Origin of the sequence: Phenylobacterium sp. (assembly GCF_030679875.1) — a bacterium.
Lineage (GTDB): Bacteria > Pseudomonadota > Alphaproteobacteria > Caulobacterales > Caulobacteraceae > Phenylobacterium.
On sequence record NZ_JAUXSP010000021.1, the window covers coordinates 162,407 to 177,061 of the forward strand.

Annotated in this window: 15 protein-coding genes; 5 read left to right on the forward strand and 10 right to left on the reverse strand. The window is 67.8% G+C overall.

Going from position 1 to position 14,655, the window contains the following annotated elements; translation table 11 throughout:
- Nucleotides 1-14: 14 nt before the first annotated feature.
- On the forward strand, nt 15-905 hold the full coding sequence (gene yghU / locus Q8K84_RS14190) for a glutathione-dependent disulfide-bond oxidoreductase (RefSeq protein WP_305283355.1): 891 nt from the start codon (nt 15-17) through the stop codon (nt 903-905).
- 13 nt (nt 906-918) lie between these two features.
- Entirely contained in the window at nt 919-1,545 is a 627-nt protein-coding gene (locus Q8K84_RS14195) for a CoA pyrophosphatase (protein WP_305283356.1), read from the forward strand.
- Nucleotides 1,546-1,557: 12 nt separating this feature from the next.
- Here the strand turns inward: Q8K84_RS14195 and Q8K84_RS14200 are convergent, their stop codons facing one another.
- The gene (locus tag Q8K84_RS14200; RefSeq protein ID WP_305283357.1) at nt 1,558-3,234 is read right to left on the reverse strand and encodes a carboxylesterase/lipase family protein; all 1,677 of its coding nucleotides are present in this window, start codon (nt 3,232-3,234) and stop codon (nt 1,558-1,560) included.
- Between the two features lie 143 nt (nt 3,235-3,377).
- Here Q8K84_RS14200 and Q8K84_RS14205 point away from each other — a divergent pair, with 143 nt between their 5' ends.
- The gene (locus Q8K84_RS14205; protein WP_305283358.1) at nt 3,378-5,135 is read left to right on the forward strand and encodes a CocE/NonD family hydrolase; all 1,758 of its coding nucleotides are present in this window, start codon (nt 3,378-3,380) and stop codon (nt 5,133-5,135) included.
- On the opposite strand, the gene flhB is transcribed toward Q8K84_RS14205, so the two are convergent.
- The 3 genes from flhB to fliQ are packed head-to-tail and all read right to left on the reverse strand — an operon-like array spanning nt 5,132 to nt 7,259.
- Nucleotides 5,132-6,220 (reverse strand): flagellar biosynthesis protein FlhB, encoded by a 1,089-nt coding sequence (gene flhB, locus Q8K84_RS14210; protein ID WP_305283359.1) that lies wholly within the window; start codon nt 6,218-6,220, stop codon nt 5,132-5,134. The two genes, Q8K84_RS14205 and flhB, sit on opposite strands and share 4 nt — an antisense overlap.
- Before the next feature lie 15 nt (nt 6,221-6,235).
- A complete protein-coding gene (fliR, locus tag Q8K84_RS14215; RefSeq protein ID WP_305283360.1) occupies nt 6,236-6,991 on the reverse strand; it encodes a flagellar biosynthetic protein FliR in 756 nt (251 codons plus the stop codon).
- Between the two features lie 4 nt (nt 6,992-6,995).
- Complete coding sequence (gene fliQ / locus Q8K84_RS14220; RefSeq protein ID WP_305283361.1) at nt 6,996-7,259, reverse strand: flagellar biosynthesis protein FliQ; 264 nt, start codon at nt 7,257-7,259, stop codon at nt 6,996-6,998.
- 249 nt (nt 7,260-7,508) lie between these two features.
- Between fliQ and Q8K84_RS14225 the strand changes: the two genes are divergently transcribed.
- Nucleotides 7,509-7,763 carry a type II toxin-antitoxin system Phd/YefM family antitoxin gene (locus Q8K84_RS14225; protein ID WP_305283362.1) on the forward strand — a complete coding sequence of 85 codons (255 nt, stop codon included), beginning with the start codon at nt 7,509-7,511 and terminating at the stop codon, nt 7,761-7,763.
- Nucleotides 7,760-8,026: a Txe/YoeB family addiction module toxin gene (locus Q8K84_RS14230; RefSeq protein ID WP_305283363.1), complete on the forward strand. Its 267-nt coding sequence runs from the start codon at nt 7,760-7,762 to the stop codon at nt 8,024-8,026. Before Q8K84_RS14225 ends, Q8K84_RS14230 begins: the two co-directional genes overlap by 4 nt.
- 80 nt (nt 8,027-8,106) lie before the next feature.
- Here Q8K84_RS14230 and Q8K84_RS14235 read toward each other — a convergent pair whose 3' ends face one another.
- The 6 genes from Q8K84_RS14235 to Q8K84_RS14260 form a co-directional block, all read right to left on the reverse strand.
- Nucleotides 8,107-9,363, reverse strand: coding sequence for a serpin family protein (locus Q8K84_RS14235; protein WP_305283364.1), 1,257 nt, complete (start codon nt 9,361-9,363; stop codon nt 8,107-8,109).
- A gap of 136 nt (nt 9,364-9,499) precedes the next feature.
- Complete coding sequence (locus Q8K84_RS14240; RefSeq protein WP_305283365.1) at nt 9,500-10,366, reverse strand: alpha/beta fold hydrolase; 867 nt, start codon at nt 10,364-10,366, stop codon at nt 9,500-9,502.
- Nucleotides 10,367-10,448: 82 nt separating this feature from the next.
- A complete protein-coding gene (locus Q8K84_RS14245) occupies nt 10,449-10,850 on the reverse strand; it encodes a hypothetical protein (protein ID WP_305283366.1) in 402 nt (133 codons plus the stop codon).
- Nucleotides 10,851-10,873: 23 nt separating this feature from the next.
- Nucleotides 10,874-11,608 (reverse strand): SDR family NAD(P)-dependent oxidoreductase, encoded by a 735-nt coding sequence (locus Q8K84_RS14250; RefSeq protein WP_305283367.1) that lies wholly within the window; start codon nt 11,606-11,608, stop codon nt 10,874-10,876.
- Between the two features lie 46 nt (nt 11,609-11,654).
- Complete coding sequence (locus Q8K84_RS14255) at nt 11,655-12,173, reverse strand: hypothetical protein (protein WP_305283368.1); 519 nt, start codon at nt 12,171-12,173, stop codon at nt 11,655-11,657.
- A 132-nt stretch (nt 12,174-12,305) separates the two neighbouring features.
- On the reverse strand, nt 12,306-14,600 hold the full coding sequence (locus tag Q8K84_RS14260; RefSeq protein ID WP_305283369.1) for an FdhF/YdeP family oxidoreductase: 2,295 nt from the start codon (nt 14,598-14,600) through the stop codon (nt 12,306-12,308).
- Nucleotides 14,601-14,655 lie beyond the last annotated feature (55 nt).

The window sequence follows — 14,655 nt, forward strand, 5'->3', positions numbered from 1 at the left end:
CCGGGAGAGAATTCATGAGCGACACGACCGACTACGTCCCCCCCAAGGTCTGGACCTGGCAGAAGGGGAGCGGCGGCCGCTTCGCCAATATCAACCGCCCCATCGCCGGCCCGACGCAGGACAAGGACCTGCCCGTCGGCCGTCATCCGATGCAGCTCTACTCCCTGGGCACGCCCAACGGGGTCAAGGTGACCATCATGCTCGAGGAGCTGCTGGCGCAGGGCCACGGCGGCGCGGAATACGACGCCTGGTTGGTCAATATCGGCGCGGGCGACCAGTTCACCTCGGGCTTTGTCGACGCCAATCCGAACTCCAAGATCCCGGCCCTGGTAGACCGCAGCGGCCCGGAGCCGGTCCGGGTGTTTGAGTCCGGCGCGATCCTGATCCACCTGGCGGAGAAGTTCGGGGCCTTCCTGCCCACCGATCCGGCCAAGCGGGCCGAGTGCCTGTCGTGGCTGTTCTGGCAGGTGGGCAGCGCGCCCTATCTCGGCGGCGGGCTGGGCCACTTCTACGCCTATGCGCCGATCAAGATCGAATACGCCATCGACCGGTTCGCCATGGAGGTGAAACGCCAGATGGATGTGCTGGACCGCCGTCTGGGCGAGAGCGAATATCTGGGCGGCGCCGAATACACCGTCGCCGACATGGCCGTCTGGCCCTGGTACGGCGGCATGGCCAAGGGCCTGCTCTATGAGGCCGGCGAGTTCCTGCAGGTGCAAGAGTACAAGAACGTCATCCGCTGGGCCGACCAGATCGGCGAGCGGGCCGCCGTCAAGCGCGGCCGCATGGTCAACCGCACCTACGGCGAGCCGTCCAGCCAGCTGCGCGAGCGCCACGAGGCCAGCGACTTCGAGACCAAGACCCAGGACAAGGTCGAGGCGGCGAAGGCCGAGGCGGGCGGCTGAGGCTCGCCCCGCCGTGACCTGCCGTTTCGATGCGGCGTTTCGCCTGGAGCTGTCGGCCCGCCTGCAGGCCTTTCCGCGGATCGTCCATCCGCTGGGAGGCCTGAAGGCCGCGGCTGTGGCCATCACCCTGGTGGAGGCCGATGACGGCTCAGGCCAGGCGGCCTTCCTGCTGACCCGACGGGCGACAACCCTGCGGGCCCATGCGGGCCAATGGGCCCTGCCCGGGGGCCGCTGCGATCCTGGAGAGACCCTGGAGGTCGCCGCCCTGCGTGAGCTGGAGGAGGAGCTGGGCCTGTCCCTGGCGCCAGAGAACATCCTGGGCGTGCTGGACGACTATCCCACGCGCTCAGGCTACGCGATCGCGCCTGTGGTGGCCTGGCTGGATGATCCCGGCCAGCTCAAGCCCAATCCCGACGAGGTGGCCTCGGTCCACCATATCCGGCTGGACGGGCTGATGGCCGACCACGCGGTGGATTTCGAGACCATCCCCGAGAGCCCGCGGCAGGTCATCCGGCTGCTGATCGGCGACCAGCACATCCATGCGCCGACCGCGGCCCTGATCTATCAGCTGCGCGAACTGGTGGCCGGCCGCGTCACCCGGGTCAGCGACCTGGACCAGCCGGTCTTCGCCTGGCGCTAATACCGGCCGCGATCAGATGGGGGCGTCGCCCCCGCGTTGGCCCGGCGCGGGCAGCGTGCTCTGGGCGTCCTGCTGCGAGCCGAAGCTGGCCATCAGCCGGCGTTGGGCGCCGCGGACATCGTTTTCGATCCGGCTTTGTGGCTCGTCGAAGACCATGGCCGGACGCGCCGTCGCGTCATAGGCGGGCCAGGTGGGCAGGCCAGGCGCCCCCGGGCGGCCGGTGCGGGCGAATTCCGCCCAGGCGCCGCTCATCTGATCGGCCAGGGCCTGGGCCTGAGGCGTCACCGGGCCAACCATCACGTCGGCCTTGTCGAGGTTGTCGAAGACGAACGGGATTTCCTGGGCGTGCGGCACGAAGAACCGCCCGTCCTGCACCGGGGTCTCGCGATAGAAGGCGTAGTAGTAGGCGGCCGCCGCGCCTTGCGCCGCCTTGCGTTCAGCCTGCAGGGTCGAGTCCAGGAAGTAACCGCGGTCGGTGGCGACCATATAGAGCAGCTCGGCGTTGTGGCTCTGTGGATAGAGATCCTTGTAGACGCCGTACACTTCCTCGGCCCGCTCCTTCGAGGTGAAGGCTGCGATCTGGGCCTTCAGGGCTGTGTCACTGAGGGTGTCCACCGCCGGGTTCAGGCCCAGGAAGACCGACATCTCCGTCCGGTTGGTCCCGATCATCAGCGGCACATCGGCGCTCACGGCCGGCGCGTCGGGATCAAAGGGATGCCGGGGCAGCAGCTGGCCATCCACGGTCGGGCGCCATTGGCCAAGGCCCGAACTGGCCTTCATGCCCGCCCGGCGCAGGTCGTCCAGGGGAACCTCGTCCAGCCGGCGCACATCAGCCGGCGGGATCTGCAACTCGGCCAGCAGGCGGCGGCCCTTTTCTGCGGAGAGCTCAGGCCCATCGGTGCGCAGCTGAGATCCGCTCTGCACCACCGCACGGTGGAACAGACCCTTTGCCGGCTGGTAGGCCATGAGCACGCTGACCTTGCGGCCACCGCCAGATTCCCCGTGGATCATCACCCGATCAGGATCGCCGCCGAAGCGCTCGATATTGTCCTTCACCCATTGGAGCGCCAGCACGCAGTCCAGCATGCCCACCGAGGCGCTCGCGGCGTACGGCTCGCCATAGGCCGACAGGTCGGCATAGCCGAGCACATTGAGGCGGTGGTTGATGGTCACCACCACCACGTCCTGCTTCTTGGCCAGATTGGTCCCGTCATACCAGGCCGAGGAGCCCGAGCCGGTGGAGAAGCCGCCCCCGTGCATCCAGAACATCACCGGCCGCTTGCCGGTGGTGGACGGCGTCCAGACGTTGAGGAACAGGCAGTCTTCGCTCTCCGGCGGGGGCTTCAGATCAGAGCGAATGGGGCTGGGATAGGGGGCCGGCGAGCCGGGGGCTCGGGGGGACCGCACCCCCTCCACCAGGGTCTGAGGCGCGGAGGCGCCATAGTCGAGGGCCTCGCGCACGCCAGCCCAGGGTTTGCGCGGCGCAGGCGGACGGAAGCGCCCCGCCCCGCCCGTGGGCTCGCCATAGGGCACGCCCTTGAAGCTCAGCACGTCGTCGCTGACAGCGCCCTTCAGCCGACCCGCGGCGGTCTCCACCACCGGCTCGGCCGCCACGGCCAGGCGCGGGGCCGCAGCCAGCCACAGGCCGCCGGCCAAGACCCAGCGACGATTGAGATTCATGGACGTCATCGGCTTCTCCTCCAGGCGCCTTGCAGGATTCTCTCTTGTGGGCGGTACATTGCACGCACCTTCATCGCCTTGCCAGCGTCAAGCTTTATCTTCGGACCGCAACGCTTCTATAGTCAATGTTGACTACTAAAAGGAGAGGCGGGATGCGGGCGTTGATCATTGGGGCGAGCCTGGCCGTGGGCCTGGTCATGGGGCCTGGGCCTGGCCTGGCTCAGGCCGCGAAGGTGTCCCAGCCGGGGCGGTATCAGGGCTATGCGGAGCCAACCTATGACGGCGTGGAGCGCAGCGCCTTCTATGTGCCGATGCGCGACGGGACCCGCCTGGCGGTCGACCTCTTCCGCCCCGCCCGCGATGGCGTGGTCGCCGCCGAACAGCTGCCCGTCATCTGGATGCATACCCCCTACAATCGGCGAACCTATGCCGGCGGGGCGACGGTGGATCGTTATCCCGGCTACGCGGGCCAACTGGTCAAGTACGGCTACAATGTCGCCATCGCCGACTTCCGCGGTCTCTACGCCTCGTTCGGGACCAATCAGGCCTACAACCGCGGCGAATGGGTCAATGCGGCGCAGATGGACGCCTACGACATCACCGAGTGGCTGGCGGCCCAGCCGTGGAGCAGCGGCAAGGTCGGCATGTGGGGCTGTTCGGCCACCGGCGGCAGCCAGATGCAGGCCGCGACCACCAGGCCCCCGTCCCTGAAGGCCATCATTCCCATGAGCGCGGAGTTCGACGCCTATCCGTTCGGCGTGCTGGGGGGCGTCGCCTCCAGCCGACCGATCGCCGCGCCCAATCCTATCGGCGCCGATCCCAACGCCGACCGTGACCGCACCGCCGCCCCGGTGGACGGGCCCGAGGGCGAGGCCTTGCTGGCCCAGGCGATCGCTGAGCACGCCGGGAATGTGGAGAGCCCGGGCGTCCTGCCCTTCCGCGACAGCCGGTCAGAGCCGCTTGGGGAAACCTGGTGGGTGAAGTCCAGCCCATCAACCTATCTGGCTGAGCTCAAGGCCTCCGGCGTCGGGGTCTATGCGGTGGCCAACTGGGACGAGGCGGGCACGCGGCATGGATCGTTCTTCACCTTCGCCAATCTGGGCGGGGACCAGGCCAAGCTGCTGGTCGGCCCGGCCACGCACTGCGCCTGGAGCGCGGTGCGCGAGCAGACCGGCTTTGAGCTGGTGACCGAGGAGCTGCGCTTCTTCGACCACTGGCTGAAGGGGGTGGAGAACGGCGTCATGGACGAGCCGGCCGTGACCTATTTCACCTACAACGCCCCAGATGGCGAGCAATGGCGGACCGCGGCCACATGGCCGCTGGAATCGGAGGTGCGCACGCCCTTCTATTTGGCGGAGGCGGCGCTGACCCAGGCGCCCGGGGCCGCCGGCGTCGACAGGAGCGGTTTCAGCGCTCCGGTGACGCGGATCTCAACGACCATCGCGGCCCCGGAGGGCGGCCTGGCCTATGACACGGCGCCGTTGAGCGCCGATCTGGAGGTGACCGGCCATCCGGTGGTCCAGCTGTGGCTGGCGACGGAGGCGGGTGATGTGGACGTGCTCGCGCGGCTCGAGGACGTCGCCCCCGACGGTCGAGCGCGGTCCTATCAGATGGTCGGACAACTGCGCGCGTCCCATCGCAGGCTGGCCCAGGCGCCCTATGACCATCTCGGCCTGCCCTGGCGGACCTTTGCGGCCGCCGATGCGGCGCCGATGCCGGTCGGCGAGGCCCAGGAGCTGGTCTTCGACATGCTGCCCATGTCCTACATCTTCAAGGCGGGCCATCGGGTGCGGCTGACCCTCAGCTTCAGCGATCCGCTGGGGCACCAGGCAGAGGGTCTGTCGGCTGTGGTGCGGCGCGGCGGCGACACGGCTTCAGCTCTGATCCTGCCGGTCATTCCTGCCCGCTAGCGCATCGGCCTCGCCCGGGGGGGCGGGGCTGGGCGCGCGCCCATGATGAAGCCGATGATCTTGGCCACGGCTTCGAAATGGGCCGGCGGAATGGTCTGGTCGATCTCGACGGCGGCGTAGAGGGCGCGGGCCAGCGGCGCGTCCTCGATCACCGGCACGCCAGCCTCCTCGGCGGTGGCGCGGATGCGCAGGGCCACGGCGTCCAGGCCCTTGGCCACGCATTGGGGAGCGGCCGCGCCGCCGGCCTCATACTTCAGCGCCACAGCGTAGTGGGTCGGGTTCATCACCACCACGGTGGCGGTTGGCACCGCCGTCATCATCCGGCGCCGGGCGCGGTCATGGCGCATCTGCCGCAGCTTGGCCTTGATCAGCGGGTCGCCGTCGGTCTGCTTGTACTCTTCCTTGATCTCATGGCGGCTCATCATCTGCTTCTTGAGGAAGCGGTGCTTCTGCCAGAGCCAGTCTGCCCCGGTGATGGCCAGCATCAGGGCGATGACGGCGAAGATCAGCTGACGCAGGATGCCGGCGCTGAACGGCAGCATGGCTGCCGGGTCGAGGGCCGAGAGCGTGCGGAACTCATGCAAGTGCGGCTTGAGCACCATATAGGCCACCCCGGCCACGGCCAGGATCTTTGAAATCGACTTCAGGAACTGGACCATGCCGTCGGGGCCGAAGATCCGCTTGAAGCCCTCCAGGGGCGAGACCTTCTTGAAGTCCGGCTTCAGCTTGCCCGGCGTGAACAGCAGGCCGTGCTGGGCCAGATTGCCGGCCATGCCGCCGATGGCCGCGGTCGCCAGTACGGCCGCCAGGGCCGGGGCGGCGGCCATGATCGCCATGCGCGCCACATTGACCCCGCCGGCGCCGTCCAGGGGGATCTGTTCGGGATGGGCGATGAAGGGCAGCAGAGCCGCAGCCATGGTCTTGGCCAGCCAGCCGCCGAAGATGGCGATGGCCCCGGCGGAAAAGGCCAGCGCCATCAGGGGGGCCAGGTCCGGGGTCTTGGCGACGTCGCCCTTTTCCCGCGACTGTTCAAGTTTTCGCGGGGTGGCTTCTTCTGTTTTTGAAGCCTGATCGGTGTCAGACATGGGTCAGGACGCCGGTCACAGGAAGTTACCCAAGAGCTCGCGATAGCGCTCCACCCAGACCATGCCGAGCACGCCGAGGCTGAGCGCGAAGATCGACAGGGACGAGAGCACCAGGAGCGGCGTGGCCACGAAGAAGATCTGGAATTGCGGCATGACCCGGCCTACCAGCCCGGCGGCGATGTTGAAGATCAGCGAAAACACCACCACCGGCGCGGCCAGCTGCAGACCAAGCCCAAAGGCCTGGGCCGTGGTCTGGACCGCCAGCTGGGCGGCGTCCCCCACCGGCGCTCCGCCGCCGAAGGGAAACAGCCGGTAGGACGAGACGATGGCCGCCAGGAACATGTGGTGCAGGTCCGTCACCATGATCAGGGTCACCCCCATCACGGTCAGGAAGGTCGAGAGCGAGGTCGACGGCTGGGCCTGGCCGGGATTGGCGGTCTGGGAAAAGGCCAGGGTCGACTGGATCGAGACGATCTCGCCGGCGATGCCCAGCGCCGCCAGCATCATCCGCAGGATCAGGCCGATCATCAGGCCGATCAGGATCTCCCGGATGATCTGGACGAACATGGCGCCATTGGTGTCGGGCACCGCCCCGACCTCCCCGCCCAGCACCGGGAACAGCAGCAGGGCGAACAGGAAGGCGAAGGCCAGGCGGATGCGGGCCGGCACCGAGCCGTCGCCCACACCGGGCATCAGCATCAGCATGGCGCCCAGCCGGGCGAAGATCAGGCCGGCGGCATAGACCTGAGGAGCCGAGGCATAGGCTTCCATGGCCCTACATGGCCGCGATGCGGGCGGCGATCTGGTTCATGAAGCTCGACATCAACGCCCCCATCAGGGGCAGGAAGAGCAGCAGCGACAGGAAGATGGCCACGATCTTGGGAGCATAGACCAGGGTCGCCTCCTGGATCTGGGTCAGGGCCTGCATCAGGCCAATGCCCACGCCCACCACCAGCCCCACGATCAGCACCGGCGCCGACAGCTGGATGGTCAGCCAGATGGCGTCACGGCCAATATCCAGAACCTCGGCGCCATTCATCGCGCGCCCTTTCGACAAGCGTGGGGAACTGCGCCGGAGGATGGGCGAACGTGGTTAACGAAGGGTGGAGGCCGGGGGTCTGGGTCGGACTCGTAGCTGTCCTTCACGGGGTCCGTTGTCGGGCAGAAGCCCCAAGCTAGCCGCCAATGACCCAGCGTGGCGCGAAACGGAAGCGGCGCGAGCCAACTCGCAAGGCAGAGCTTGTATTGTACGACATTTCGTACATATTGCAGGCTAGGAGACCCGCTCATGGACGTGATCACCTATTCCGACACCCGCGCGAACCTGAAGAAGGTGATGGACAAGGTCGTTGATGATCGTGCGCCGATCGTGGTGACGCGCGCGCGTGGCGAGGCTGTGGTGATGGTGTCTCTCGCGGATTGGAATGCCATGGAGGAGACCCTGCATCTGGTCTCCCGCCCGGCCAACGCCCAGCGCCTCACCGATGCGATCGCTCAACTCGATGCTGGCGCCGGCTCGGAGCGGAAGCTCACTGAACGGTGAAGCTGGTCTTCGCGGATCAGGCCTGGGATGACTATCTCCACTGGCAAAGGACCGACGCCAACATCTTGGTGCGACTGAACGGCCTGATCAAAGAGTGCATGCGCACGCCATTCCAGGGGACGGGTAAGCCCGAGCCCCTCCGCGGCGAGCTCAAAGGCTGGTGGTCTCGCCGCATCACCTTGGAAGATCGGCTGGTGTACCGCGTCAGCGGCGCGGGCGCCGCGCAGCAACTCGAAATCGCGCAGTGCCGCTATCACTACTGAAAAACTGATCCTCTGGCGGCGTCCGCCGCCTATCGGGCGCCGGGAAATGCCAGCAAGTGGCGCGGGGCGGTCCTCGCTCGTTAGCCCTGCGGCGGCTCAGGCCGGCTGACTCGCCCCAAGAAAAGCACCGCGCCGGTCTCTCTGTCTCGGATAAGGAACACAAAGGGATGGTCGGCGCGGAGGGTGGGCGGCGGGGTGATAGGCGCGCTGGTCACTTCGATGGCGATACCGGTGGCGGCGGCCGCCTCGGTGCCCTTCTCATCGATGCGCAGAAAGGTCTTGTGCACCACTTGGCCAATGGCGAGCGGAGCATCGGCGATGCCGCTGAAGTCGGCGGCGGGGGTGAAGGCCACACCCATGCCGAGCGTCGTCAGTTGCGGGATGAGCTCGTAGCTGAGCGCGGTCTCGATCTTGGGCAGGTATAGCCTCACGCTGCGGGGCTGCTCGGCGTCCAGCCGTGTCAGCCAACCTTGGAGGCCCGCCCCCAGTCCGGCCTCCAGAGCCGGCAGACCGACGGGCTGTCGCGGTAGCAGCACGGTCATGGACAGGCGCTCGCCCTGGTAGGGCAGATCAATGGCCTGGAACTGGTCAGTCTCGAGTAACCGAAAAGATCCGCGCTGGAACATCAACGGGATCAGCGAAGTGGAACCGTCGGCCAAGCGGAACGGCTGCTCACTGGTGGAAGAGGCGTTGAAGGGCTGGAGCCAGTCGCCCAGAAAATAGACGGCGTTGGTGACGATCAGGCGGGTGGCGTCATTGATGCTGGAGGCGCTGATCAGTTCAGGGATGCGGGTGCGGGTCTCTTCCGACACCCAGGCGTTGATCTCGTCCGCCGCCTGCTGAGGCGAGCGCTGAAAATCCAATGCTCGGGCTTGGGCGCCGTAATCGCGCTCGGCGGTCTGGACGAAGGCAGAGTTGAGGGGGAAGTCCCGCTGGACCCATACGGCGTTGGCGACGCTGAGAGTGGTGGGGCCGTCCTCCACCTCCAGCATCCGCAACAGCCCGCCCAGGTTCGCGTTCAGCGTATCCGCCTGGGGCAGGCCCAGGCTGGACAAAATCGCCGTTCGCGTTCCGCCGCGTGCGCCGGCGGCAACCACGCCGAACGCGCCCATCAGGCTGACGGGCGAGATCACGACGTTGTCGTCGGCCGCACGGAGCTGGTCGTAGAGCCGAATACCCAAGGCGTGGCCGGTCAGGTCGGCGGGCATGGCGGCCGGTTCTCCGGGAAGCAGCGCGGCTGCAGGCGGCCCGGTCGGTGAAACGACCGGCGCCGTGGCGCAAGCAGCCAGGATCAGGGCGATGAGCGGCAGGGCGGCAAGGACGATGATCGGCTTCATGAGCTGTACAATACGCCAGAGCCTTGTGGGTTCGCTTGGCGCCGAAGTTACGCCGACAGGGGTTGGCTGAGTGTCTGCTCTGAGCTCAGGCCGACGACCGTTCTTGGCTAAACTGACCTCCTCAAACCGCACCCCCCTACTCCGCCAGAAACCCCTCAACCTCGGCCATGAAGGCCTCCAGCTGGTCGTGGTGGACCCAGTGGCCGGCGCCTTCGAAATTCACCAGGTGGGCGTTCTGGAAGTGTTTGATGCGGCCGTCGGCCTGCGGGTCTGAGGCCCAGGACTCCTCGCCGCGCATGAGCAGGACCGGGCAGGTGATCTGGCTCCACAGATAGTGCTGGTCGGCGTGGGACAGGCCGCCCATGCCCCAGCGGGAATGGTTGTCGAACTTCCAGCTAAAGGTGCCGTCCTCGTTCTGGTGGGCGCCGAAGATGGTCAGGTGGCGGGCCTGCTCCGGCGAGAGGTGCGGGTTCTCCTCGGCCATGCGGGCATAGGCCTCGTCCAGGGTGGCGTAGCGGCGGGGGCTGCGGCCGGAATTCTTGCGGCGGTCCTCGATCCAGTCGCGCAGGCGCTGGTCGACGGTGCGCTTGGCCTGTTCGGCCATCACGGCCGGCGACGGGCCCAGGCCCTCGATGGCGACGATCTTCTTCACCGCGTCCGGATAGGCGCCGCAGTAGTTCAGCGCGATGCCCGCACCCATGGAGTGGGCGATGATGGTCACCGGGGCCAGGCCCTTCTGGTGCACGATCTGGGCGATGTCGTAGATATAGGCGCCCATGTCATAGCCGCCGCCGATGGCCCAGGCGCTGTCGCCGTGGCCGCGCAGGTCAGGCGCAATGATGTGGTAGCGGTCGCGCAGACGCTGGGCCACCCAGTCCCAGTTGCGGCAATGGTCGCGGCCGCCATGCACCAGCAGCAGGGGCTCGGCCCCCTCATTGCCCCAGTCCACATAGTGTAGGCGCAGGCGCTGGGAGAAGTAGAAGTGCGAGGTGGGGCCTTCCATGGCGCGTCGTCTCCCGGTGGTAGGTGAAGTCTGTGGGGGGTGAGGCTTTAGCACGGGGCCTGCGCCGGCCAAGGGCTCACGCCTAGTCGTCCGCCCCGTCGATGGCCCGCTCCACCAGGTCGCGCCAGGTGGGGTCGGTGTCGTCCACCAGGTCGACATCCTCCAACAGGGCGATGGCCGCGCCGCCGTCGGGCAGGATCAGGCCCAGGACCTCCATGATCTCGCCGTCGGCGTTGGTGTGGACCTCGGCCTGGACGGCGACGGCGGCCTGCTCGCCGTCCTCCTCCCACCAGATCACCGGCTGGGGCAGGTCCATCTCCAGGACCTTGGGATCGGTGGTGTCGCCAAGCGCGAACACCGCCCGGGCGGCCTGGACGTCGTCCAGGGTGGCGACCGCTGCGGTGAAGGGGACCAGGCGGCGCCAGTCCTCGGCGTCATAGCCGGCGCCTTGTGCGTCATCGGTGTCGTCAGGCGGGGTGGTCATGCGCAGGGGTCCTGTCTTGGACGTCAGCGGACGAAGCTGGCGCCGTTCACGTCCAGCACGGCGCCGGTCATCGAGGCGGGCGCGTCCAGGGCCAGATAGGTCGCCACGCTGGCCACCTCCTGCGGCTGGGCCACGCGGCCAAGGGGGATGTCGGCCAGCAACTTGTCCCCGCCCCGGCTGGCCAGATAGTCGTCGGCCATGCCGGTCATGACGTAGCCGGGGCAGATGGCGAAGGCGGACAGGCCTTGTCCGGCATAGCCCCGGGCGATGGACTTGGTCATGGCCACCATGCCGGCCTTGGACGCCGCATAGTGCCAGTGGGCGGGCGAATCCCCGCGATAGGCCGCCCGGCTGGCCACATTGACGATGCGGCCGCACAAGGCGCCGGCGTCGGGCTGGCGGGCGGTCGCGTGCAGCACCATGCGGCGGCAGAGATCGGCCGAGCCCTGCAGGTTGATCTGCATCGTGCGCGCCCAGCTGGCCTGCCAGTCGGCGTCCGGCGCATCGACGCCAATGGCCTCGAAGACCCCGGCATTGTTGATCAGGACATCGATGCGGCCGTCCAGGGCCGCAAGGGCTGCATCCCACAGCCGGTCGCCGGCCCCGGCCTCGCTGAGATCCGCGGCCAGGATGCCTGGGGCAGGCTTCGTGCCATGGCCGACCACCCTGGCCCCCCGCTCGACGAGGGACTGGACGATGGCTGCGCCGATGCCGCGGGTGGCGCCGGTGACGAGGATGTGGGGCGGGGACTCAGGCATGGCTGAACCTAGCTATGAGTCCCCCGGCCCGGCTAGAGCCTAGGACTCAGCGCGCGTCGCGGCGGGCCTGGGCGACGGCCCCGGCCTTGCGTTGGCGGCCACGCTCCATAGGACGCATCAGGTTTTCCCGACGCTGGCTTGAGGCCTCGCGCATGCCCTTGTGGGCGTGACGACTGTTGGGTGCAGCCGCGGCCTTGGCGTCCTGCTTCATCTTGAGGGCGCGCTGAGCGTTCTGCGTCATCTCCACCCGGCTGGCCATCTTGCGGCGCCGCTCGGCCTCGCCATTGGCCCGGCGCAGGGCCATCGCCAGCACGGCCAGCTTGGCCTTCGAGCCGTCATCCTTGGCGGACGGCGCGGCGCCGCGGGCCTCGCCCTTGCCGCGCATTTCACGACGGCGCTGATGGGCCATGTCGCGGGCCTTGTTGCGACGCTCGCGCACCAGGCCGATCAGGTCGCGAAGGTCCTCGTCGGAGGTCTCCTGGATTTCCGGGTGGTGGGTCCGGCCAACCAGCTCCTGTTCGTCGCCGCTGAGGGCGCGAGCTTCTTCCTTGCGTGTGATCGCCATTTTTCTTTCCCGTTCTGTGCGCGCCGCAGCCCGCGTATACAGTCGCCAAATCGAAGCGACCGGCCGCCACCGAGACCTATGAACGCAAAGGCCAAGCCTAGGCTCCCTGCGAAAGCGGCTTGGGCCGCCGCTTCAGGCCACGATCCGCACCGGTATGCCCTTCACCGCGGGCGTCAGGGCCTGTTTGGAATGGTGGGCCACGGGCGCCAGCACGTTGCACTCCGGATAGTAGGCGCCCAGACAGCCCGCCGGAATGTCATAGGCCGTGATCCGCAGGCCGCCCTTGCGTCGGTCGATCCCGTCGTCGCTGTCGGTGACCAGGGTCACCACCTGGCCCTCGGTGAGGGAAAGGCGCGCCATGTCGGCGGCGTTGATCAGCACCACGTCCCGTGTGCCCTGGATCCCGCGAAAGCGATCGTCATAGCCATAGACGGTGGTGTTGAACTGGTCGTTGGAGCGCAGGGTCATCAGCCGGAACAGGTCGGGCTGATCGGCGAAGCCCACCGCTGAGAGGCTGGACGGCGCAATGAACTTCGCCCGGCCGCCCTCCATGCCGCTGAAGTCCCGCTCCCGGGCCGGATTGCCCCGGTGGAAGCCGCCCGGCTGGCGGAAACGGCCGTTGAAGTTCTCGAACTTGTCCGGATAGGTTTCCTCGATGGCGTCGCGGACCTGGCCGTAGTCGGCGGTCCAGGCGTCCCAATCCACATGGGGGTTGGCCGGCAACAGGGCTTTGGCGATCCCGGCCACGATGGCCGGCTCGGACATCAGATCGGGGCTGGCCGGTGGGTGGGTTCCGTCAGAGGCGTGGATGCAGCTGGTGGAGTCCTCCATCGACACGGTCTGGGGGCCGCCAGCCTGCACGTCGGCCTCGATCCGGCTGAGGCAGGGCAGCAGATAGGCGGACCTGCCGTTCACCAGATGGCTGCGATTGAGCTTGGTGGCGATCTGGACAGTCAGATCCAGGCCCGGCCAGGCGGCCTCCACCCGGGGGCTGTCGGGCACGGCGCGCAGGAAGTTGCCGCCAAGGCCGATGAAGGCGCGCACGCTCCCGTCCAGGACGCCCTCGCAGACCTCCACCGTCGTCATGCCCTTCTCCCGCGGCGGCGCGAAGCCGTACTGCTCGGCGAGCTTGTCCAGGGGCGCCAGCTCGGGCTTCTCGGTGATCCCCACCGTCCGCTGGCCCTGGACGTTGGAGTGGCCGCGCACCGGGCAGAGGCCAGCGCCGCGCCGTCCGACATTGCCCCGCAGCAGCATCAGGTTGCACACCATGTTGACGTTCTCGACGCCGAGCCGCTGCTGGGTCAGGCCCATGCCATAGACTCCGATGGCGGCTTTGCTGTCGGCATAGGCCCGGGCCGCGCCTGCGAGCTGGGCCACCGACAGGCCCGATTCCCGCTCGATATCGGCCCAGTCGGCCTGCCGGCAGACCTCGGCGAAGGCTTCGAAGCCCTGGGTATATTGGCTGATGAAGTCGTGATCCAGCAGGGCCGGGTTGCCCGCCGCGCGGGCCATCTCGTCAGCCTCGATCAGCCATTTGCAGAGGCCGGTGATCGCTGCGAGGTCTCCGCCGGTCTTCACCTGATGATATTGCGCGCTGATCTCGGTGACGTCCGGCGTGAGCATCTGGAAGGGCGACTGCGGATTGCGGAAGGCCTCCAGGCCGCGTTCTCGCAAGGGGTTGAAGGTGACGATGGTCGCGCCGCGACGCACCGCCTTCTGCAGGTCGTGCAGCATGCGCGGACTGTTGGAACCAACGTTCTGGCCAAAGAAGAAGAAGAAGTCGCAGGCGTCGAAGTCGTCCAGCACCACCGTGCCCACCGGCGCGCCGATGCTCTGGGTCAGTCCCACTGAAGTCGACTCGTGGCACATGTTGGAGCTGTCGGGCAGGTTCTGGCTGCCGTACATCCGCGCCATCAGGGCGTACATGTAGGAGGTCTCCAGCGAGGCCCGGCCCGAGGCGTAGAAGACCGCCGAGGTGGGCTCGATCGCCTTGAGCCCGGCGCCGATGGCGTCAAACGCCGCCTGCCAGTCGCAGGGTGCGTAGCGGTCGGTGGCCGCGTCATAGCGCAGGGGTTCAGTTAGCCGGCCGACCTGCTCCAGCTCAAAATCTGTCCAGTCGCGGAGTTCGGTGACGCTGTGGCTGGCGAAGAAGTCCCGGGTCGCCCGGCGGGGCGTCAGGTCCCAGATGGTGGCCTTGGCCCCGTTCTCGCAGAACTCCGCCGGATGCGGCTTTGCGGGCTTGGCCCAGGCGCAGCTGACGCACATGAAGCCGTCCGGCTTGTTCTGCCGCAGCAGCTGGCCCACCGGCAGGTCGCCCTCGCGCCCGACGACCTTGGCCATGCCGACCATCGAGCCCCAGCCCCCAGCCGGACCCTTGTAGGGATCAATCTTCACCTTGCCGAAGGTGCGGGTCTTGGAACGGGTCATGGGGTCTCCGCGTAGAGCAAGGATCAGGGGGCTAACGGCGCAGCCGCCCTTCGGG

Bases quoted from the DNA above. Each gene is read 5' to 3' on its own strand.
- yghU (WP_305283355.1), top strand. From the start codon at position 15: ATGAGCGACACGACCGACTACGTCCCCCCCAAGGTCTGGACCTGGCAG.
- Q8K84_RS14200 (WP_305283357.1), bottom strand. From the start codon at position 3,234: ATGACGTCCATGAATCTCAATCGTCGCTGGGTCTTGGCCGGCGGCCTG.
- Q8K84_RS14205 (WP_305283358.1), top strand. From the start codon at position 3,378: ATGCGGGCGTTGATCATTGGGGCGAGCCTGGCCGTGGGCCTGGTCATG.
- flhB (WP_305283359.1), bottom strand. From the start codon at position 6,220: ATGTCTGACACCGATCAGGCTTCAAAAACAGAAGAAGCCACCCCGCGA.
- fliR (WP_305283360.1), bottom strand. From the start codon at position 6,991: ATGGAAGCCTATGCCTCGGCTCCTCAGGTCTATGCCGCCGGCCTGATC.
- fliQ (WP_305283361.1), bottom strand. From the start codon at position 7,259: ATGAATGGCGCCGAGGTTCTGGATATTGGCCGTGACGCCATCTGGCTG.
- Q8K84_RS14225 (WP_305283362.1), top strand. From the start codon at position 7,509: ATGGACGTGATCACCTATTCCGACACCCGCGCGAACCTGAAGAAGGTG.
- Q8K84_RS14235 (WP_305283364.1), bottom strand. From the start codon at position 9,363: ATGAAGCCGATCATCGTCCTTGCCGCCCTGCCGCTCATCGCCCTGATC.
- Q8K84_RS14240 (WP_305283365.1), bottom strand. From the start codon at position 10,366: ATGGAAGGCCCCACCTCGCACTTCTACTTCTCCCAGCGCCTGCGCCTA.
- Q8K84_RS14245 (WP_305283366.1), bottom strand. From the start codon at position 10,850: ATGACCACCCCGCCTGACGACACCGATGACGCACAAGGCGCCGGCTAT.
- Q8K84_RS14250 (WP_305283367.1), bottom strand. From the start codon at position 11,608: ATGCCTGAGTCCCCGCCCCACATCCTCGTCACCGGCGCCACCCGCGGC.
- Q8K84_RS14255 (WP_305283368.1), bottom strand. From the start codon at position 12,173: ATGGCGATCACACGCAAGGAAGAAGCTCGCGCCCTCAGCGGCGACGAA.
- Q8K84_RS14260 (WP_305283369.1), bottom strand. From the start codon at position 14,600: ATGACCCGTTCCAAGACCCGCACCTTCGGCAAGGTGAAGATTGATCCC.